The organism is Hydrotalea lipotrueae (assembly GCF_019249625.1).
GTDB lineage: Bacteria > Bacteroidota > Bacteroidia > Chitinophagales > Chitinophagaceae > Hydrotalea > Hydrotalea flava.
The window spans coordinates 14,570-35,613 of record NZ_JAESDL010000011.1; the positions used below are offsets into that span (position 1 = coordinate 14,570).

Genomic DNA, 21,044 nt, shown 5'->3' on the forward strand with positions numbered 1-21,044 from the left:
CTGCAAATATAAAGGGTTAATCTTTAAAAGCAAAAAGGTAATGAAAAATTTTATTCCTTATAAATTCCTGCAGCAGCTTTTTCAATCCATTTTTTAGGGAGTAACCAGGCAAAAAATACACCTAATTGGTTCATCCAGCCTGTAATTTTTTCTGTTTTGCCGGCATACATGGCATGAATTGCCATAGTAGCCACATCTTTAGCAGACATGTTTAAACGCGCTGCCGCTTTTTGTGCTTTTAAACCAACTTGTGCTCTGTTCGGAAAATCAGTATCTGTTGCACCGGGGCAAACAACGGTTACTGTTACATTGGTATTTTTTAATTCATATTGTAAACCCCTGCTAAAACTGAGTAAAAAAGATTTGGTGGCAGCATATAAAGTTAAACCCGGTACAGCCTGATAGGCTGCAGCACTGGCAACATTCAGAATATAACTTCTGGCTTGTTGTTTTAAAAGTGGAAGTAACAAATAAGTAAGCTGCACGGGTGCCAGCATGTTTAAGCGCATCATATCTTCATGTTGCATCAGCGGATACTTTTCAAAAGAACCGCTTAATCCATAACCGGCATTATTAATCAGGGCCTGTATAGGATAGTTGTTGTGTTGTATCCAATTATATACTTTTTCAGCTGCATTTTCTTTCGCTAAATCTATTACCAGATATTGCACATCAATGCCACATTTATCGGCCAATTCTTTTGAAAAACTTGCTAAAATTTGTTCGCTTCTTGCAATCAGTAACAGGTTGTTTTTTTGTTTAGCTAATAATTCGGCCATGGCTTTGCCAATGCCTTTACTGGAACCTGTAATAAGTATATAAGGTTTCATATCAAAATGCAATAAAGATTTACTGCAATATAACAAAGCCAGGTTAATTAAATAGCTTTTCTTTTAATGGTGTACGGCACTTGTAAAACGGTGGTAAAAAGGCGTTTTACTTTTTTCGTGTTTGGGTTTAAATTTACCGGTAATAATGGGTACATACATTACTCTTCTTCTGCTGGCTTCACCCACTAAAGGAGATTGCTTTACCCGATGCCAGGTACGACCATCATGTACAGTTAAATCGCCGGCAAAAATATCAAACCCAACTTCTCTGGGGTCATCGCTGTAATCAACAAAATACTTTTTACCAAACAGTAATTGTAAAATGTTTTGCTTATGTGTTCCGGGTAAAACACGCAGACCGCCATTTTCAAATAAACAAGTATCTAAATGTATACCCACATTCAGCATGGGCATAATTTTTTGTCCTAAAAATAAATCTCTGGGACTGTCGGTATGCCAACCCATTTGGGTAAAAGTACTGTTGGGTATATTGATATAATTATTGATCACCAAACCATCTTTTTCATTTTCTGCTATACGACCTTCATAAGGACCCAGCAGAGCTATCAAAGCTTTTAAGCGCTCATCCCCTAGTAAATTATGAAGTGCATCGCTGTACAATGATGTAAAGCAAAGCCTTTGTATGGTTTTGTTATCTTGTTCATCCTTGCCAAATTTTAATGGAACGCCATTTATTTTATCGCGTCCTTCAGCAAGCCAAACATGCTCAAGCCGGTGTAATTCATTTAAATAAAGGGATATTTCTTGGGGAGTTAGAAAATCTCTAAAAACAATGACACCGTTTTTATCGAAAAATTCTTTTTGTTCCACAGTTATAATATCACCTAATTTAAAATTACTATTCCATTTGTTCATTCGAGGGTTATGTTTATCAAAGTAACTGCAATGTTAATTAATTATTATAAAATTGTAAACATTACGTGAACTAAAAGTAAATTAAATCTTTCAATTTAGCATCCCTTTCGTGTTTTACATCGTTTTTACCTATATTTTTGAGTACTAACCCATATGTTGAAGATAGCTTACTTACTGTTTTTTTTATTTTTTGTGCTGATGAATGGCTACTCATTTGCGCAAACGTTTAAAAAAGATACCCTTCCTTCAAAAAAAATATTGTATTTCCCGGTTATTGCAAAATCAATTGAAACTAATTGGTCATTTGGACTGGCCGGTTCGGCAACTTTCCGTTTATCTAAATCTGATACCACTTCCCGAACATCTAATATACAGTCGGTTGTGTTGTATTCACTAAAAAAACAATTTATTACAGCAATCAATGGTGCTGAATATTTTAAGAATGAAAAATATATTTTGAATGAACAAATTTCGTATAGTTCTTTTCCTGATAAATTTTGGGGTATTGGTAATACAACACCAGATTCTATAGTGGAGCATTATAGTTTTCAACAGTATTATTTATACTTGCATTTATTGCGGAATTTAGGGCACCATTTTTTTGGTGGGGTGTTGTATGAAATGCAACATGTTTATAAAATTAATTATATAACTGGTGGTTTATTTGATCAGGAAAATATTGCAGGCCGATCAGGGTATTTTGTTTCTGGCCTGGGATTAAGTTTAACGTATGATGACAGAAATGATGCATTTGCGCCGGATAAAGGCAATTTTGCACAGATCTATTTTAATCATTTTGATCCTTTAATCGGTTCCTCTTTTAATTATACCAACTTAGTAGTTGATCTACGCAAATTTTTAAGGATTTACCGAAAACAGGTATTGGCATTACAGGGATTTAGTTTTTCTAATATTGGCGCTGAAGTGCCATTAAGAAGTTTGGCCTCGTTAGGTGGTGCCAATAGCATGCGTGGTTATTATGGCGGCAGGTACAGAGACAAACAGGCTTTTGTTTTGCAGGCTGAATACAGAGTACCTATTTATAAAAGTGTAGGTATTGCTTTATTTGGTAGCAGTGGTGAAGTGGGGCATGCAATAGATGATTTTGCTTTAAACGGATTGAAGTATGCTTATGGTGCAGGTTTGCGAATACGATTAACCAAAAAAGAAAAACTAAATCTTCGTTTAGATTATGGCATAGGGCAGGGTAATAATCAGGGATTTTATTTACAGTTAGGAGAAGCCTTTTAAATTAAGCGGCATGAGGATAGGATACAGCAGGCGCAACCCATGCTTTGGCAATTACAAATACAGCATATGCAAATAGTGGTGCAGAAATTACATCTATGGTGTAATGTATATGTTGTATTAAAACCAATATGCCAATTGCAATTGTTGAAAGTAATGCCGCCAGTTTTAAATTTTTATTTTTAAAGCAAAGAAACATTAGAAATTGTGTAGATGTATGCCCTGAATAAAATAAATCTTTAGTCACGAAGCCTCCACCATAAAATCTATTACTTATAGGGTCTACCAACGGAATTAAATCATTAGGCGGGTTTAGCGGCACAAAATAAATGGTCAATAACCTGGAAATGGTTAAAAAAATAAATGACCATAAAAACAAAATGAAAATATTCGGATCTATGAGGGCATTCCGAATAAGCATTCCTGCCATAATCCAGATGATAATAAAAATGGGAGTGGATACATTCATGGGGGCAAAATGATTCACCAGCCAATCATTTAACTGAAACCCATCTCTGTTTTCAATATTTTGAAAATAAAAAGGCAGGATAACCAGTAAAATAATCAGTAAAAGCACACCGCTAATTAATTTCGATTTGAAATAGTGTTGTTGCCATGCACTTTTCCATTGCTGGTGCAGTATTTTTTTCTCATGCATCACCGGTGCAAGATAGCAGATATTTTTTTAATAGTGCCATCTTACGAATGCTTCCATTGCTGCATATTGTGTAAGCCCAAGGCTGGCATACAGTTGCGCAGTGGTAGCATTTCTGTCTTCAGCCCTTTGCCAAAATTCTCTGCTATCACTTCCCTGAAAAGGCACCATGTCTTTTTGTGATTGATGAATAAAAATACCAAAACGTTTTTTCATGACCTGATCGGGACTCATAGGTATGGCCATTTCTATTTCAGAAATATCCCATTCCTGCCAGGCACCTTTGTACAACCATAACCAGCAGTATTCAATCCATTTTTCGCCTGAAGCTTTAATTCGTTTCAAACTTTCTAATACAATATCTAAACAAACTTTATGAGTGCCGTGTGGATCGGCTAAATCGCCGGCACAATACACCTGATGGGGCTTTAATTTTTGTAAAAGTTCAATAGTAATTTCAATATCTTTTTCTGTATAGGGATTTTTTTCTATGGTACCTGTTTCATAAAATGGCAGGTTCATAAAATGAGCATTTGAATCGCCAATACCTACATATCGGCAGGTAGCACGGGCTTCGCATCTTCTTATCAATCCTTTAATGGCCCTAATTTCAGGTGTATCAATTTCATTTTTTTTCTTGGAGGCTAAAAATCTTTTAGCTTCTGAGAGTATTTGTTCGCTTTTTTTATTGTCAATACCAAATTGTTCTTCGAAGCCTACGGCAAAATCTAAAAACCGTGTTACAAATTCATCGGTTACGGCAATATTTCCGCTGGTTTGGTAACCCACATGCACATCGTGTCCCTGATCGTGCAGGCGCATAAAAGTGCCACCCATGCTAATAATATCATCATCGGGATGAGGAGAAAAAATTAAACATGTTTTAGGATATGGCTTACTTCTTTCTGGATGCCCCGGAATAGCGGCATTGGGTTTTCCACCAGGCCATCCTGTAATGCTATCGCGTAGCATATAATAGACTTGCAAATTAATATCGTAAGCATCTCCTTTTTCAACCAATAAATCACTCAGGCCATTTTCATTATAATCATGTGTTGTTAAACTTAAAACAGGTTTGTTCAATTTTAAAGCCATGTTTACAACTGCCCGTTTAATCATATTCGGAGTCCATTCAATCTCACCCGTTAACCATGGTGATTTTATCCTGGTAAGTTCGGCTGCTGCACTTTGGTCAATCACAAAGGTGCAATCGTTGTGCTGTTGTAAAATACTGGCAGGGATTTGTTCTGTTACGGCACCTTCCACGCTTTTAGCAATAATGGGCGCTTTTAAGCCCCATGCCATTAATAATATTTTTTTTGCTTTTAAAATTGTGCCGATACCCATGGTAATGGCCATCCGAGGTACTTCTGATATATTTTGAAATTCGTATGCATTATTAATACGGGTTGAATTATCTAATGATACCAACCTGGTTTTAGAAAAAATACTGGAGCCGGGTTCATTAAAACCAATATGTCCATTGGTACCAATTCCTAAAATTTGCAAATCAATACCACCGGCATCTTCTATCATTTGTTCGTATATTTCGCAGGCTTTTTTTGTTGCTTCTTTCGATAGTTCGCCATTGGGTAAATGAATATTTTCCGGTAAAATATCAATGTGGTTAAATAAGTGTCGATGCATATAGCTCCAATAGCTTTGCAGGGCATCTCGCTCAATGGGATAATATTCATCTAAATTGAATGTAATTACATTTTTAAAACTAAGCCCTTCATTCCGATGCATATTCACCAAGTGTGTATATAACCGTAATGGCGTTGATCCGGTGGCCAATCCCAGCACACAGGTTTCATTTTTGGCTTGTTTTGCTTTAATCAAAGCGGCAATTTCACGGGCAACAAATAAAGAGCCATCATTAGAACTATCGAAAATTTTTACAGGAATTTTTTCAAAACTGTCAATTAAATCAATGTCTAATTTGTGTGGTTTGACTGGTGCGGACATAACAAAATAGTTTGCGTTTTTTTGCAGGCTAAAAGTACAACTCTTTATTTAAAAATGGATAATAATGGCAAGCGTTTGCGTTTTTAATTACTTGAATTTGCATTTTGATTCCATTTTTCGTTGAAATGAACTTGCCATAGCTGATAGCGTTTGGTATCTTTTATTAATTTATTTTCAAAATTGTTCCAATTCTTTTTATTGGCAGGACTCCAAAGCACTTCACTCAAAGCACTCATCCGCGGTAATATCATGTATTCAACTTTTGTGGGATATTGCATGTATTCTGTCCAAACATTGCCTTGTGCACCCAAAACATATTTTGCTTCATCCGCACTTAATTCTTTGGGAACGGGTTCATAACTGTACACTTTTTGAACAGGGGTATAGCCTCCAATGGTAAGTGAATCTTCCTGCTTATTGGGGCTGTGGTCAAAATAACACCATGCACCGGGTGTCATAATTACATTGTGTTTTTGTTGGGCAGCTTCAATACCTCCTTTTTCGCCACGCCAACTCATTACCGTGGCATTGGGGGCAAGGCCGCCTTCTAAAATTTCATCCCAACCAATAATTTGCCGGCCTTTGATGTTAATATATTTTTCAATGCGCTGAATAAAATAGCTCTGTAATTCATGTTCATCTTTTATTCCTTTTTCCTTCATCAGTTGCTGGCAAAATGGCGATGCTTTCCAATAGTTTTTGGGACATTCATCACCGCCAATATGAATATATTTTGAAGGAAATAATTCCATTACTTCATCTAATACATTTTCCAGAAAATGAAAGGTGTAATCACTCGGACAAAATACATCATCAAACACACCCCAGCTTTGTTGTACTTGTTTGCCGGTGGTATCGCCACTCCATAAATTTTTGTTTTTGGGTGTAGGCGTATTTTTGTCGGGAAAGCAACTTAACTCAGGATAAGCAGCTATGGCAGCAGATGCATGCCCGGGCATTTCAATTTCGGGTATTACTGTAATAAAACGATCGGCAGCATATTGTACTACTTCTTTAATTTGTTCCTGGGTATAATAATCACCATATTTTAAACCATCATTTGCTGTACCCGGCGCATGGCCAATAATGGTACCGTTGCGATATGCGCCAACAGAAGTTAGTTTAGGATATTGTTTAATTTCTATTCTCCACCCCTGGTCTTCGGTTAAATGCCAGTGGAAGGTGTTCATTTTGTACAACGCAATTAAATCAATGTATTCTTTAATAAAGTCAACCGAAAAAAAGTGTCGTCCTACATCTAAATGCATTCCTCTGTATGTAAAACGTGGTTGGTCTTCAATATTCACTGCAGCAATATTGAGTTGGTTTGCGGTAGCATTTACCGGTAATAATTGAATTAAAGTTTGAATGCCATAAAAACTGCCTGCGTAGCTATTACCTGAAATATCAATACCCGATGGCTTTGATTGGAATGAATAAAACTCAGGATTATTGGGTGCTTCGATGAATTTTTTTGTATGGATGGTAATACTGCCGGGTGTGGGATGTTCTTTTATCTGTAATTGAAAATGATAATATTTTTTCAGGTATTGATTGAAAAAATTTGCAGCATGTAAATCGCCTTTATCAGAAACTACCAAAGCCGTTTTTGGGGTAATGGTAAAAATACCTTTTTGAACGGTGAGTTTTACTGGTTCCGGTATAATGCGAATGTTTGCATTTTGGGCTACAAGCATTTTTGTGGCGAAAAGCAGAAACAGATATAATGTTTTTTTCATGATGGGTTGTTTATAAAAATTGTAATGATGTATTCAATTGGATAGTATGGATGAATAGCATATTATCGTCTTCAATTGTTATTTAAAATTGGGTAAAATAGGAAGCTGTACATACGAATCGTGATGAAAGACTCGAATGGTTGCTTTTTTAAAGTCGCTGTTTTTTGCGTGGTATATGTCAATAAATTGTTGTGGGTTTCTATCTGCCAAAGGAAACCAACTGCTTTGTACCTGTATCATTATTTTATGACCTTTTTTAAAAGTGTGTGCAACATCGGGCATTGTGTATTGCACAATAGTGGGTACGTTAGGTATAAAAGCCTCCGGTTTTTCGAAACTGTTTCTGTATCTGCCACGCATAATTTCACCACGAACCAGCATTTCATATCCGCCCATTGGGTAGGTTTGGTGTATGGTATAACTAAAATCTTCCGGAAAAGCATCAATTAATTTTACCACAAAATCGGCATCGGTAGTTGAAATACTTACTTTTAAATGTGCCATAAGCGGCCCTGCAAGTGTTATGTCTTCTTCTAACGGTGGTGTTTCATATACCAAAACATCCGGCCTTGTGGCGGCAAAACGCTGATCATCATCCATATATTCCCTGGTTCTGTATTCATGTATACCGGCAGTATACGGTACCGGCCTTGCGGGATCACTGATGTATTCATCATAACTAATGGCTTTTTCTTTTTTAGATAAAAAAGAGAGCACTCCATTTTTTTCTAAATAAACAGGTTGTGGTTGTGTGTTATCGGGTGGCCAAGCATTGAAACGGTGCCACTCATTTGCGCCACTAAAAAATATATTGGCTTCTGCAATACTATCAACTGTTCCAATTCCTTTTAAGTAATAATTAAAATACGGAATTTCAATATGCTGTGCATACCAGTCTGACGTATTGCTATTAAAATAAATATTTCCTAAATGTGTGCCATTACCGCTTGCCCATTGGCCATGATACCATGGGCCTATCACTAATTTGTTATTGTTTTTTGCATTGCTTTCAATGGCTTTGTATAAATTCCATGCACCAAAACAATCTTCTGCATCAAATAATCCACCCACCACCAATGATGCTGTTCCGGGTAAAATATGTTGCATAAAATTCCGATCATTACGTTCCTGCCACCAGGCATTGTAGTTGGGGTGATTCATCAAATTATTCCAAAATGCAATGCTATCGCCCAATAAACGGGTTAAATTGGGTAATGCGCCGGTGGTAAGATAAAACCTGTAATTATCTTTGATTGGGTAATTAAAAGCAGTTGGACCAACGGTAGTGGGTTTAGGTCGCGGTTTTCCAAACGATGAGTAAAAAGCAAATGCATCCATGGCAAAGAATGCACCATTATGGTGAAAATCATCCCCCATAAACCAATCGGTAACCGGTGCCTGCGGACTTACTGCCTTCAATGCAGGGTGATTACTTAATGCAGCCATAGCGGTATAAAAGCCGGGATAAGAAATGCCAAATACGCCTATGTTACCATTGTTATTGTTTATGTTGTGTATTAACCAGTCAATGGTATCATAGGTGTCTGATGCTTCGTCAATATCTGTTTTATTTTTTTTATTGGGTAGATAGGGACGAATATTTACAAATTCTCCTTCGCTCATCCAGCGTCCTCTAACATCCTGTATCACCATAATAAAATTTTCTTTTAAATAGGTTTTATAATGGTTACGCCAAAATTTTCTAAATTCATTTTCGCCATAAGGGGCACAAGAGTAGGGGGTGCGTGTCATTAAAATGGGATGTTTTTCTGAAACATCTTTTGGAATATAAACAGATGTAAATAATTTAACACCATCCCGCATAGGAATGTACACTTCTTTTTTGATGTAGTTTTGTACAATCCAGGCAGAATCAGTGTTTTGTGCAATAGAAATGATGGGGATCAGGAAGAGTAAGCAAAAAAAATTTCGCATGGCAGTTTATTTTGTTGAGCGTTATGAAAATAAAAAAGATTCTTCATTTGAAGAATCTTTTTTTATGAAAAACGAATGATTTGCTATTAATCAATTTTTGTAACTTTTAATACGTTGGTAGGCAAATGTTTATCAACAGGTGTACTTCCTGTATTTACTACCACATCATTTGGTTTTATGAAACCACGTTGTTTTAAAATATTAATTTGATCGAAGATAATATCATCCAAACTTTCTTCTTCATCATAGTGAAAAGCCCTGACACCCCAGCTTAAACTTAATTGGTTCACCAAAGTTTTTTCTTTTGTAAAAATATACAATGGTGCTCTGGGTCTGTAACTGCTCAACATGAAGGCAGTGTAACCACTTTGCGTCATACCAATCAATGCCTGTGCATTTACATCTTCTGCCATTTTACAGGCATTGTAACAAACGGCATCACTTAAAAAGGAAGGCGAGTGGGGCTGTGGTTTTAAATCTTCTTCGCGGTTATATCTGTATTCCGTATTTTCTACTTCTGTAATAATTTTACGCATGGTTTCCACCACCAATTGCGGGTGATTACCTGTTGCGGTTTCACCGCTTAACATTACTGCATCGGCACCTTCTAAAACAGCGTTGGCAACATCTGTAATTTCACTGCGGTTGGGTTTTACCCTGTCCATCATACTTTCCATCATTTGTGTTGCAACAATAACGGGCTTGGCTCTGTGTATGCATTTGCGAATAATATCGCGTTGTGCCATCGGTACTTTTTCAACCGGTAATTCAACACCTAAATCGCCCCTGGCCACCATAATACCATCCGATTCAATAATAATATTTCTTAAATCAACCAAAGCGGAGGGCATTTCAATTTTTGCCATCACTTTAATTTTGCTTTTCTTTTCCTGCACTCTTCTTTTCAGGTCAATAATATCTTCTGCTTTTCTTACAAATGAAAGGGCTATCCAGTCTAATTCATTGTCAACAATAAATTCAAAATCGGTAATATCTTTTTCCGTCATGGAAGGAAGGGATATTTTCGTATCGGGAAGATTGACGCCTTTTTTGGGTAATAATATTCCGCCATAAGTTACTTTTACTTTTACATCGCCGGAAGCAGTGATGGAATCTACTACCACTTCCAACTTGCCATCATCAATTAAAATTTTATTGCCAATCTCCACATCATTGTGCAGATTGGGATACGATACATAAATTTTTTCTTTTGTACCTACTACTTTTTCTTTTGAAGTAAAAGTGAGTATATCGCCCGGATTAATTTGCAGCGAACCATTTTCAATTTCGCCTACGCGTAATTTAGGGCCTTGCAAATCGCCTAAAATGGAAATGTTATAAGGTTGTGTTGCATTAATTTTTCTGATATATTGAATAATTTCGAGTTTATCTTCATGTGTGCCATGAGAAAAGTTAAGCCGAAAAATGTTAACACCTGATTTAACGAGGCCCAACAATTTATCATAAGTATTACAGGCGGGGCCAACTGTTGCAACAATTTTGGTTCTGTGATAAGCGTGTTCAATACCTGCTTCTTTGTTCATTTCTGAGTATAGGTACTTGTCAATGTTTTTAGACATATAGTTGGTTTGTTTGCTTTGCTAAATAATTAAGATGCAAGAATTTTTACAATTTTCATCCATTCCTGCCCAATAGCCTGCCTTTCTTTTACGGCCATATCCAATGGGGTATAATGAATTTTATTATTGATAACACCCACCATTACATTATGCCTGCCAATTAACAAACTTTCTACAGCATAATAGCCCATGTGGCTGGCTACCAGTCTGTCGTGACAGCTTGGAGCGCCCCCGCGCTGAATATGCCCCAGAATACATACCCTGGTATCGGCGTTGGGCACTCTTTCTTTAATTACTTTGGCAATTTCTTCTGCACCGCCAAATTCTTCACCTTCAGCCACAACAATTAAATTTACTAATTTTTTCCGTTTTTCTTTTTCTGTTAATGAATGTATGAGTTCTTCAATATCAGTTTTAGTTTCGGGAATTAAAATATTTTCTGCACCGGTTGCAATTCCGCTGTGTAAAGCAATGTAACCCGCATCACGGCCCATTACTTCTACAATAAATAAACGGTCGTGTGCATCCATTGTATCTCTTATTTTATCAATGGCATCCACAGCAGTATTTACGGCAGTATCGAAACCAATGGTATAATCAGTACCTGCCATATCTTTATCAATAGTGCCGGGTATACCTATGCAGGGAATATCGAATTCGTTGGCAAAACGTTGTGCGCCTCTAAAACTTCCATCTCCTCCAATAATCACCAGTCCATCAATGCCATATTTTTTTAAATTGGTATAAGCCCTCTTTCTGCCTTCGGTTTCAAAAAAATCTTTGCTTCTGGCTGTTTTTAAAATGGTGCCGCCACGTTGAATGATATTGGCAACACTTCTGCTGTTCATGGGTATAATATCATCTTCCAACATACCATTATACCCCCGCATAATACCAAATACTTCCAGGCCATAATATAAGCCCGTTCTAACAACAGCTCTAATGGCTGCGTTCATACCGGGGGCATCACCACCCGATGTTAATACACCTATTTTCGTAACTTTTTTCTTGTCTGTCATTTTTAATTAAAAAATTATCGGCTATCAATGGTTTTGTTAATAATTTTTAAAGCACAAGGCTTTTTATTTTGAAGGTGCAAAAGTAAGCAATTACCGGTATACCACCATTTAGCCCCGGGGTATTAAATTTTTCTTTATCAAAACATAATGGCAAATTGGTTTGTAGGGCATATTTGCTGTATCATTTGATTTTTGTCAAATTAATTGATATACATATCCAATTATGGGTTAAGAAGTGTTTCTATGTGTAGAATATGAATATGTTGGGGGATATACTGTCGTTAAAAATATTTCTTTCAAAATGATGCAATAGCAGAAAATAGTTTCATCCATGTATTAATTTTGTAGTATTGGTGATGAAAATTTTAATTACCGGTGCCAACGGTTTTATTGGTGCACATTTCATTCAATATTGTTTACAACACAAATTAAATTTTGTGGCTACAGGAACCAAGCCTGTTTGTAGTATTGATATACCGAATGGTTATGCCACGATGGATATTACCAATAGAAAAAATATTCGGAAAGTATTGGAGCAATATCAGCCCAATGTGATATTGCATGCTGCAGCCATGAGTAAGCCGGATGAATGCCAATTGAATCAGGAAGCCTGTCTGCAGGTAAATTTGTTGGGAACACATCACCTTTTAATGGAGGCAGCAAACCTGAATCAGGCTGTACATTTCATATTTATATCAACCGATTTTGTGTTCGGGGGTAATGGGCCTAATGCGGAAGAAGATGTAAAGCAACCACTTAATTTTTATGGTGCTTCAAAATTGATGGCGGAATTATGTTTATTGCAAACATCCCAACCGGTTACAGTAGTGCGGCCGAGTTTTGTTTTTGGCCCGGAAATAAAAGGTGTGAGAAAAGATTTTTTGCATCAGGTGTATGATAAAATTCAACAGCAGGAAGTGTTTCCAATTGTAAACGACCAGTACCGCACTCCAACATTCATTGTAGATTTTTGTAAAGGCTTGCATCAAATTATAGACACTGGTTCAACAGGTACATTTCATTTGTCCGGCAGTACCTACATTACGCCTTACCAAATGGCAGTTACAATGGCAGACATACTGCAATTGCCTAAACATACCCTGAAAGCCGTAACAGCAAATGATTTTCCTGAACCGGTAAAGCGAGCAAAACAAGGTGGATTAAACATTCAAAAAGCAGAAAAAATATTGGGTTATACTACTACTGATTTTGAAACAGCCATCCGGTTGAGTTTTGAAAAACAGGTTTCATACCAGTAAAATGATGCTGTTTGATAAGTTCAAGCCATAAAATATGCAGGAATGAAACCGTTGTTGTAAATTTATGTGCCAATGTAATAACTATTTTATTACATAAAAGAGGTATTCAATTTTTATGGCATCGCCATTTCAAAAATATTATGCACTCAGGGTAAAGAATGTTTTCAACAATCTTTATGAGGTAGAATTAACTGCCAGCAGCACTGCACTGCATGATATGCGGATTGAATTGAAGAAATTCAAAACCATTTTACATTTTTTAAAAACAGTTTATCCCAGGCATCGCATCAAAAAAGCAGCGAAATTAGTGGCTTCTGTTTTTGATGAAGCCGGGGTATTACGTGAAACACAATTGTTGCAACAATGGCTGCAGCAGCATAAAATGAACGAATTAGAAACCATGTTGGGGTTACAAGGTTCTTTATTGTATTCGCAACATATTTTTTTACAACATATACCAAAACACAAACAAGCCCTGCAAAAGGTGATTGATATTTGTGGCCCTTTGGTTGAGGAAACCAATGCGCTTTTACCCGAACAATACATGCAAAAATTGAAAATTGAAATTCAAGAACAGTTGAAAAAAAATTTAACGATAGAAGAGTGGCACGACTTCAGAAAAAAAATTAAACGTTGGATGAATGCTATTCGATGGGTGGCTATTGAAGGGGATGATTTTGAAGAAGCGCATTTTCCTTATTTTAATAATTTGCAAGAAGCAATCGGTAATTGGCACGACCTTATTATTATACAAGATTACTTTGTTGCATTACAGGCACAGAAATCAATTGACAAACAATTGCAGCAACAATTAAGTGCCGCACAACTCACATTATTATCGGGTTTGCAATACCGCGAAAAGCAGGTTAAGCACCTGCTGCAAATGCCGGTGCAACCTGCTCAGCTAAAATAGTTGTTATTTATTGTGCCTGTTGAACTGGTAAAAACACTTCTGCCAGCATACATCTGGCGCTGCCACCGCCATTTGTTTCAATAGTATTTAAGCTGGAATGAATGATGCGATTATAATTTTCTAAAATTTTTATTTGGTCAGCAGTTAAACTTTCATAGGCCTGTGTTGACATAATCAGCAGTTTTTCGCCCCTATTGTTTTGCACCTGTAACATATTGCCGGCAAAATGTTCCATTTGATGGAAGCTAATGGGGATAATGCTTTTATCCGTTTTATGAATGGCATCACGCACTAATTTTTTTTCATTTTCATCCGTAATACTTTCCATGCAAACCACAACAAATTGATCTGCCACACACATCATTACATTGGTATGGTAAATGGGCAAACCATTTCGATCGTTTGCGTGAAAAGCAACTGTTGTAAAACCGGTTTTTTCAGCAAAATTGTTTAATGCACTCATGTGGGTTCTGGGCGATAAACAGGCATAAGCAATTTTATGATCACGATCTAAAACCATACTGCCTGTACCTTCCAAAAATTGATGGTTGGCTTCTAATGCAGTTAAATCAATTTTATTTTGAATCCTGAATTTTTTTTCAATGGCTTTCAATACATGTGGTTTCCGCTCGGCACGCCGGTTAACTGCAAACATGGGATATAAAATAATGTTTCCATCTTCATGAAAAGATATCCAGTTGTTCGGGAAAATTGAATCTGGTGTATACGGTTCGGGGGTATCTTCCACAATGGTAACATCTACACCATTGGCCTGTAATTTTTGTGCAAAAGCATCAAATTCACGGGCTGCCATTTCTGCTACATTATTGTTGGTATCATTTTGCTGAAAAGCATTATTCACGGCAGTTTGTTCATTAAATGAAAACTTAACCGGACGTATCATTAATAAATGGGAAGTGTTTTGCATAACTTATTCATTAACTGTTTCTCTTAATAAGGGCATACTCATACAATGAAAACCGCCTCTGGCCCTCGATAATTCTGCAGATGGCATTAAAATAAGGGTATCCGTAATTTGTTGTGTATTAATTTTTCCTAAAACAATTTGTGGAATTAATTCTTTGGCATGTATTACCTGAAAACCTGCTGCTTTAAATGCTTCGGCGGTTTTGTCGTTTCGGTCGTAGCCCAAAACTACCCCTTCTTTAATAGCCAATAAATTACAGGAGTCTGTCCATTGCTCTCTGGCGCTATAAGGAAATTCATTATTGCCCGAAAAAATAATTTTAATATCTGCTTCCCTGCAATGAAAATCGTTTTTACTGATATCTATCAGCAGTTCTTCAAGACTATCGAAATGTACACTATTTTCCGGATCGTTTTTATGGAATTGTTTAATCTTTATTTTTTCATCTTTTTTCAGTTCCAGTGTGCGTTCAATGGCATCTTCATCTTCATGTAAAACTGCCTTTTTTGAAAAATTACCCAACATTACCCATACATTTTTTTTTACCTGTGTAAAAACGGTATCAATATGCATGTAATCGCGTTTTTTGGGTATTTTAATGATGGTTACTTTTTCCATCAGGTTTTTCTTAAATACGATATGTGCAATTTTAGCTGCTGCTTCCGGCGATGTTCTTTCACTAACCCCCACCAGTAAATGATCATTACTGATCACCATAATATCGCCTCCCTCTAAAGTAATTTTTCTCTCATCTTCCTCTTTTGGTAATAAAAGATTTTGATAGGTATCGGTTAATTCAATGATATTCTGCTGGTATGCCTTAAAAAATGGGTGGTTAAAGAAAATATATTTCGCCAGCAAAGCTTCTCTGGTTCTTGCTTTTTTAGCAGGTTTGTTCAATAAAACATGATCTTTAATAGTAATGCCAATATCTCGTGTAAAAATAAAATTGGGTATAGGTGCAAACAGCATTTCTTTGTTTTTTGCTGAACCGCTGATAAATGTTTTGGCTAATGCAACTGCATCATAATCCATTAATGCATTCTGTGTTTTAAAAGTGCAACCCTCTATGGCACAAACCGAAGCAACTAAGCTGTGTTTAATTGCATCGTTCAGTAAAATTTCAGCCAGTAACCATTCTAATTCAATTACTTTATCCGATTTGAAGAAGGCAGGATTATCCGGTTTATAAAAATTTCGGTTGGCTTTTTCTGCATCAATTTCAGGAAGTTTATCCTTTATTTTTTCGGGATCTAAAAAAAGCAGCAATATTTTGGTGTAATAATCATATTCTTCTTTCCGAATGGTATTTAAGTGCACAATATCTTCAAATAACCAGTCCTGCGCTTTTGAAGGAACTACTTTCCCCAAACCGCTATCCGGACTATGAACCAATAATCGTTTTAGGGTACCAATTTCAGAGTTTACAAATAAACTTTGCGCATTTTGCATATACAAAAAATTTTATGTTATAAGTAATGAGGAATACGGAAAAACACAAGTGGTAATCCGTTGTTATAATCAAAAAAATATGGGAAGTATATAGCTGCCAAGCTAATGATCAGGCATTGCATTTAGACCGGCGTAAAGCCAGGCAAAATGAATAATGTAGGGTAATATGTTTCTAAAAGTTCTATTCATTGAGGCGCAAGTTACAATTTTCCGATGAAAGGATCAATGCCCTGCAAAGTTCCTTCAGCAGCTAAAGGTATAAAACGTACAAACATATCTTCTGCATACCAGTTTTCTTTTCTGGTTTTCACAATTACCTCTTGATGAAAAGGTTGTGAATAGGCAAATGAGTGCATGTGTGCTTTTGTTTCCCAAACACTTAATGTTCCACCTCTGAACCAAGGCATCTCTCCAATGCCAATAGAAGTAATTAATCCCTGTGCCTGTTGCATTTCTGCTGAAACAGCATCTACATGTTGCCAAAATCGTTTTACTTTTCTGCTACGAATGGTAGCTCTTGTTAATATGGCAATCGGGCCCTCATATTCCGACTTTTGGGGTAACTTTCCAAAACAGTATTGTTTATCCCATTTGCCATGGCCTTCAATAGGTTGCAGTTTTAACCAGAGTAATTCACATTTAAAAAATTGCCACCACCATTGAATGAATGGGGTTATATGATGAACTCTATCTTCTTGTACACTTGAAATGGTTAGAACAGCCCATTGCCGCCAGTCGGGTTGTAAATCGAAACTGCCATTTTTACCGCAGCCCAGCAGTTTATAAAAATGAACCGATTTGTTAAAAAACAGTGGAATTCTGAAAATAGCCATAGAAAGCATTCCAAAAAATCCCAAATATTTTGGGTATCTTACAATATGTACATAACAAATCATATTTTTAGCCGGTTCCATTGCAATATAAGTGTAACAAGGTTTATATTAGAATTTGTTTTAGAACCGCAGTTGCATAAAAGTATACAGGCATGCATTTATTAATTACTAACATACATCAGTTGCTAAATGTTCGGGCGCATACTGTGTTGCTTAGAGGAAAAGCGATGACTGGTTTACCAATAATTGAAAATGCTTTTATGGTAATACATAAAGGCAGAATTGATGCGTATGGCAGCATGGATGCATTGCCTGAAAAGGCTTATGATGCCGTGTATGATGCCGGTGGCGCCACGGTACTGCCTGCCTGGTGCGATAGCCATACCCATTTGGTATTTGCAAAAAGCAGGGAGCAGGAATTTGTGGATAAATTGAATGGCTTGAGTTATGCCGATATAGCTGCAAAGGGTGGGGGAATTTTACATTCTACCGCTGCATTACAGGTAACATCTGAATCCGTTTTATTTGAAGCTGCCTTTATGCGATTACAGGGATTAATGCATTTAGGAACGGGTGCTATTGAAATAAAAAGTGGTTATGGATTAACGGTAGCCGATGAATTAAAAATGTTACGGGTAATTCGGCGTTTGAAAGAGGTTGCACCCATGCCTGTGAAAGCTACTTTTTTGGGAGCACATGCTATACCGCTCACTTATCGTGAAAATAAACAGGGCTATGTTCAACTCATTATTCAGGAAATGCTGCCCGAAATTGCAGCGGAGAATCTCGCCGATTATATTGATGTATTTTGTGAACAAAATTTTTTTTGTGTGAGCGATACAGAAAAAATTCTGGAAGCTGCTGATAAATATGGATTACCTGCCAAATTGCACGCAAATCAACTGTCTGTTAGTGGTGGGGTAGAAGTGGGAGTAAAATACAAAGCCGTATCCGTTGATCATTTAGAAGCGATGAACGAAAAAGCCATTCATGCCCTTGCAGCATCTGACACTATCGGAACCATATTGCCTACTGCTGCTTTTTTTCTACGGATGCAATATGCACCGGTACGTAAAATGTTACAGGAAAATTGTGCGCTGGCATTGGCATCTGATTATAATCCCGGTTCATCGCCAAGTGGTAATATGAATTTTGTTGTTTCATTAGCCTGCATACAAAATGAATTTTTACCCGAAGAAGCCATTAATGCAGCTACGCTGAATGGTGCTTATGCCATGGGGGTAGAAAAAGAAGTTGGTAGTATTACCATTGGTAAAAAGGCAAATCTTATCTTCACCAAACCCATACCGTCAGTTGCTTATTTACCTTATCATTTTGGAACGCCGGTAGTTGATAAGGTAATGATAAATGGGAATTGGATATAATTCATCTAACTAAACAAATAATATGGATAATATTTCGGCAGAAAAATTACTATTGGCTTTAAGTATCATGGTGGTTGTTTCTTATTTGTTTTTAATTGTTTCTAAATTCATAAAAGTCCCCTCTGTATTGTTATTAATGGCAGTTGGTATTGGTTTAAGATATATTTCTGAGACTTATCAACTCAATATATCAGTACCGGCCAAGCTAACAGAATTTTTAGGTATAGTTGGTTTAATTATGATTGTGTTAGAAGCCGGTTTAGATTTAAAATTAAGTCGTAATAAGCTCATATTAATCCGGCAATCTTTTTTTGCAGCGTTAGTCATTTTTACTTTAACAACTATATTCATTGCTGCAACTTTATATTATATATTACATGAACCAATTATATCATGTACTATTTATGCTATTCCGTTAGCAATAATGAGTAGCTCCATTGTAATTCCCAGTTTGCATCAGTTAACGCCTGAAAAAAAAGAATTTTTAGTTTATGAAGCTTCTTTTTCAGACATCATCGGGATTTTGGTGTTTAATTATTTTTTGGGTGATGGATTGTTCTCAGCAGCATCGATAGGAATATTTTTCCTGAATATTTTTATTTCCATTTTATTATCGTTGGTTTTTTCCTTTATTATGTTCTTAATATTGAATAAAAATAAATTAAATGTAAAATTCTTCCTTGTTTTTGCGTTGTTGATTTTTTTATATGTTGAGGGTAAAATTTTGCATCTGCCATCGCTTATTATTATTTTAATTTTTGGTTTATGGATGAATAATTGGGAGCTAATACCTGCCTCCATTACAGAAAAATATTTTCCGATTAAAGCAGTAAATGAAACCAATCATTTATTGCATGCTTTAACTGCAGAAGCTTCTTTTTTACTTCGTACATTTTTCTTTTTCTTTTTTGGCTTTAGTATTGATTTACATTCACTCGCTCACAACAGTGTATTGCTTATTGGGTCAATCATCATTGTAATATTGCTCATTACCCGGTTTTTTTATTTACGCTTCTTTTTAAAAGAACGAATTGTACCTGAAGTATTTTTTATTCCTCGCGGCTTAATTACTATTTTATTGTTTTATAAAATTCCGGTTGGGTTACAACTGCCTTCTTTTAGAGAAGGGATTTTGTTTTTTGTAATTCTGTTAAGTAGTCTTATCTTAATGGTTGGTATGATTTTTTATAAACAATCCCCCTCGGCCATTGTGGAAGAGGATTAATCATCATTATTATGCCCTATCTGCACCCATTTAAAAAAGAAGACATTTTATCGTTGGTTCGTATACGCAGGTACGAAACGAAATTAGGGGAGCGGGTGCAGACCATGCATCAGGTGCAGCAATTTAGAGAAAGTATGATGGAATCGGATGCGGATTTTGTTGTGCTGGGTATTCCGGAAGATATTGGCATAAAGGCCAATGAAGGGATTGGTGGCGCACATACCGCCTGGTCAGCATTTTTGCAAACTTTTCTCAACATTCAAAGCAACGATTTTTTAGATGGCCGGGAAATACTAATGGCAGGCTATTTCGATTTTGGTTCTTTACAGGATATAATTGAAATGAATGCATATAATTATGAAGAAAAAATAGAAGCATACCGACATGCAGTAAATACCATTGATGATGCTGTAGAACAGATGATTCATGAAATAACTCAGCAAAAAAAAATTCCCATTATTATAGGCGGTGGCCATAACAATGCCTACCCCTGTATTAAAGGTGCTGCAAAAGGCTGGTATAAAGCCGGTATGATTGATTTGCCGCAGATAAATGTAATTAATTTAGATGCGCATGCCGATTACCGTGCCATGGAAGGAAGGCATAGTGGCAATGCTTTCCGCTATGCGGAAGAAGATGGTTATTTGGAAAAATATTGTATTCTGGGCCTTCATGAAAATTATATTGCACAAAACATCTGGATGGATATTGTGAACAATCCCTTTATTGATTGCATTACGTACGAAGATATTTTTCTGCACGAAAAACGTAGTTTTCAACAGGCAATGGCACATGCTGCCGGTTTTACGGAAGGAGGTTTATGTGGCATTGAATTAGATGTGGATGCTATTGAAAATGTATTGAGTAGTGCCGGCAGCCCAACAGGTATTGGTGTTATCCATGCCCGGCAATATGTTGATTTTATGGCATGGAATACTCGGCCTGCCTATTTACATATCTGCGAAGCTGCTACCAGACTGGAAGATGGCCGTCAGAATATTGCTTCCGGAAAATTAATCAGTTATCTGGTGTCCGACTTTATTAAGGCCATGCTGGCGCAACTGTGAATAAAAAGAAAAAAAATAACAATGGTTTTAAAAAGGAGGCATAGCAATAACGATACCGTTTTTTATACCTATTTCCAATCCGGATTTGATGGGTTACCCAATGCCATTAGTGAATATCAGGCCGCTTTTGAT

17 protein-coding genes are annotated in these 21,044 nt (G+C 36.5%); 6 read left to right on the top strand and 11 right to left on the bottom strand.

All coding sequences use genetic code 11. From position 1 onward, the window contains the following. Positions 1–50: 50 nt before the first annotated feature. Together JK139_RS08070 and JK139_RS08075 are read right to left on the bottom strand one after the other, a co-directional pair. The gene (locus JK139_RS08070; RefSeq protein WP_074418420.1) at positions 51–830 is read right to left on the bottom strand and encodes an SDR family NAD(P)-dependent oxidoreductase; all 780 of its coding nucleotides are present in this window, start codon (positions 828–830) and stop codon (positions 51–53) included. Between the two features lie 63 nt (positions 831–893). Beyond that, a complete protein-coding gene (locus JK139_RS08075) occupies positions 894–1,706 on the bottom strand; it encodes a phytanoyl-CoA dioxygenase family protein (RefSeq protein ID WP_074418419.1) in 813 nt (270 codons plus the stop codon). Between the two features lie 153 nt (positions 1,707–1,859). Here JK139_RS08075 and JK139_RS08080 point away from each other — a divergent pair, with 153 nt between their 5' ends. Next, the gene (locus tag JK139_RS08080) at positions 1,860–2,957 is read left to right on the top strand and encodes a BamA/TamA family outer membrane protein (RefSeq protein WP_218331004.1); all 1,098 of its coding nucleotides are present in this window, start codon (positions 1,860–1,862) and stop codon (positions 2,955–2,957) included. 1 nt (position 2,958) lies between these two features. Here JK139_RS08080 and JK139_RS08085 read toward each other — a convergent pair whose 3' ends face one another. The 6 genes from JK139_RS08085 to pfkA form a co-directional block, all read right to left on the bottom strand. Continuing rightward, positions 2,959–3,612: a phosphatase PAP2-related protein gene (locus JK139_RS08085; RefSeq protein WP_074418418.1), complete on the bottom strand. Its 654-nt coding sequence runs from the start codon at positions 3,610–3,612 to the stop codon at positions 2,959–2,961. A 27-nt stretch (positions 3,613–3,639) separates the two neighbouring features. Then, positions 3,640–5,577 carry a glucosamine-6-phosphate deaminase gene (nagB, locus tag JK139_RS08090; protein ID WP_218331005.1) on the bottom strand — a complete coding sequence of 646 codons (1,938 nt, stop codon included), beginning with the start codon at positions 5,575–5,577 and terminating at the stop codon, positions 3,640–3,642. Between the two features lie 83 nt (positions 5,578–5,660). Then, positions 5,661–7,316, bottom strand: a complete 1,656-nt coding sequence (locus JK139_RS08095; RefSeq protein ID WP_218331006.1) for a beta-N-acetylhexosaminidase — start codon at positions 7,314–7,316, stop codon at positions 5,661–5,663. A gap of 78 nt (positions 7,317–7,394) precedes the next feature. Then, positions 7,395–9,251: a CocE/NonD family hydrolase gene (locus JK139_RS08100; RefSeq protein WP_228733169.1), complete on the bottom strand. Its 1,857-nt coding sequence runs from the start codon at positions 9,249–9,251 to the stop codon at positions 7,395–7,397. 86 nt (positions 9,252–9,337) lie between these two features. Next, positions 9,338–10,831, bottom strand: a complete 1,494-nt coding sequence (pyk, locus tag JK139_RS08105) for a pyruvate kinase (protein ID WP_218331007.1) — start codon at positions 10,829–10,831, stop codon at positions 9,338–9,340. A gap of 29 nt (positions 10,832–10,860) precedes the next feature. Beyond that, on the bottom strand, positions 10,861–11,850 hold the full coding sequence (gene pfkA / locus JK139_RS08110; RefSeq protein ID WP_218331008.1) for a 6-phosphofructokinase: 990 nt from the start codon (positions 11,848–11,850) through the stop codon (positions 10,861–10,863). Positions 11,851–12,206: 356 nt separating this feature from the next. On the opposite strand from pfkA, the gene JK139_RS08115 reads away from it, so the two are divergent. Beyond that, entirely contained in the window at positions 12,207–13,109 is a 903-nt protein-coding gene (locus tag JK139_RS08115) for an SDR family oxidoreductase (RefSeq protein WP_218331009.1), read from the top strand. Positions 13,110–13,224: 115 nt separating this feature from the next. Continuing rightward, positions 13,225–14,022: a CHAD domain-containing protein gene (locus JK139_RS08120; RefSeq protein ID WP_218331010.1), complete on the top strand. Its 798-nt coding sequence runs from the start codon at positions 13,225–13,227 to the stop codon at positions 14,020–14,022. A 7-nt stretch (positions 14,023–14,029) separates the two neighbouring features. Here JK139_RS08120 and ctlX read toward each other — a convergent pair whose 3' ends face one another. From ctlX to JK139_RS08135, 3 genes are all read right to left on the bottom strand, one after another. After that, positions 14,030–14,950: a citrulline utilization hydrolase CtlX gene (gene ctlX / locus JK139_RS08125; protein ID WP_218331011.1), complete on the bottom strand. Its 921-nt coding sequence runs from the start codon at positions 14,948–14,950 to the stop codon at positions 14,030–14,032. A 3-nt stretch (positions 14,951–14,953) separates the two neighbouring features. Then, positions 14,954–16,402, bottom strand: coding sequence for an arginine deiminase family protein (locus JK139_RS08130; protein WP_218331012.1), 1,449 nt, complete (start codon positions 16,400–16,402; stop codon positions 14,954–14,956). A 200-nt stretch (positions 16,403–16,602) separates the two neighbouring features. After that, the gene (locus JK139_RS08135) at positions 16,603–17,316 is read right to left on the bottom strand and encodes a spheroidene monooxygenase (RefSeq protein ID WP_228733170.1); all 714 of its coding nucleotides are present in this window, start codon (positions 17,314–17,316) and stop codon (positions 16,603–16,605) included. Between the two features lie 71 nt (positions 17,317–17,387). Here JK139_RS08135 and hutI point away from each other — a divergent pair, with 71 nt between their 5' ends. The 3 genes from hutI to JK139_RS08150 are packed head-to-tail and all read left to right on the top strand — an operon-like array spanning position 17,388 to position 20,912. After that, on the top strand, positions 17,388–18,620 hold the full coding sequence (gene hutI, locus JK139_RS08140) for an imidazolonepropionase (protein ID WP_218331013.1): 1,233 nt from the start codon (positions 17,388–17,390) through the stop codon (positions 18,618–18,620). Positions 18,621–18,642: 22 nt separating this feature from the next. Then, the gene (locus tag JK139_RS08145) at positions 18,643–19,845 is read left to right on the top strand and encodes a cation:proton antiporter domain-containing protein (RefSeq protein ID WP_218331014.1); all 1,203 of its coding nucleotides are present in this window, start codon (positions 18,643–18,645) and stop codon (positions 19,843–19,845) included. A gap of 11 nt (positions 19,846–19,856) precedes the next feature. Continuing rightward, positions 19,857–20,912, top strand: a complete 1,056-nt coding sequence (locus JK139_RS08150; RefSeq protein ID WP_218331015.1) for an arginase family protein — start codon at positions 19,857–19,859, stop codon at positions 20,910–20,912. Positions 20,913–21,044: the final 132 nt, after the last annotated feature.

Bases quoted from the DNA above. Each gene is read 5' to 3' on its own strand.
- JK139_RS08070 (WP_074418420.1), bottom strand. From the start codon at position 830: ATGAAACCTTATATACTTATTACAGGTTCCAGTAAAGGCATTGGCAAA.
- JK139_RS08075 (WP_074418419.1), bottom strand. From the start codon at position 1,706: ATGAACAAATGGAATAGTAATTTTAAATTAGGTGATATTATAACTGTG.
- JK139_RS08080 (WP_218331004.1), top strand. From the start codon at position 1,860: ATGTTGAAGATAGCTTACTTACTGTTTTTTTTATTTTTTGTGCTGATG.
- JK139_RS08085 (WP_074418418.1), bottom strand. From the start codon at position 3,612: ATGCATGAGAAAAAAATACTGCACCAGCAATGGAAAAGTGCATGGCAA.
- nagB (WP_218331005.1), bottom strand. From the start codon at position 5,577: ATGTCCGCACCAGTCAAACCACACAAATTAGACATTGATTTAATTGAC.
- JK139_RS08095 (WP_218331006.1), bottom strand. From the start codon at position 7,316: ATGAAAAAAACATTATATCTGTTTCTGCTTTTCGCCACAAAAATGCTT.
- JK139_RS08100 (WP_228733169.1), bottom strand. From the start codon at position 9,251: ATGCGAAATTTTTTTTGCTTACTCTTCCTGATCCCCATCATTTCTATT.
- pyk (WP_218331007.1), bottom strand. From the start codon at position 10,831: ATGTCTAAAAACATTGACAAGTACCTATACTCAGAAATGAACAAAGAA.
- pfkA (WP_218331008.1), bottom strand. From the start codon at position 11,850: ATGACAGACAAGAAAAAAGTTACGAAAATAGGTGTATTAACATCGGGT.
- JK139_RS08115 (WP_218331009.1), top strand. From the start codon at position 12,207: ATGAAAATTTTAATTACCGGTGCCAACGGTTTTATTGGTGCACATTTC.
- JK139_RS08120 (WP_218331010.1), top strand. From the start codon at position 13,225: ATGGCATCGCCATTTCAAAAATATTATGCACTCAGGGTAAAGAATGTT.
- ctlX (WP_218331011.1), bottom strand. From the start codon at position 14,950: ATGCAAAACACTTCCCATTTATTAATGATACGTCCGGTTAAGTTTTCA.
- JK139_RS08130 (WP_218331012.1), bottom strand. From the start codon at position 16,402: ATGCAAAATGCGCAAAGTTTATTTGTAAACTCTGAAATTGGTACCCTA.
- JK139_RS08135 (WP_228733170.1), bottom strand. From the start codon at position 17,316: ATGGAACCGGCTAAAAATATGATTTGTTATGTACATATTGTAAGATAC.
- hutI (WP_218331013.1), top strand. From the start codon at position 17,388: ATGCATTTATTAATTACTAACATACATCAGTTGCTAAATGTTCGGGCG.
- JK139_RS08145 (WP_218331014.1), top strand. From the start codon at position 18,643: ATGGATAATATTTCGGCAGAAAAATTACTATTGGCTTTAAGTATCATG.
- JK139_RS08150 (WP_218331015.1), top strand. From the start codon at position 19,857: ATGCCCTATCTGCACCCATTTAAAAAAGAAGACATTTTATCGTTGGTT.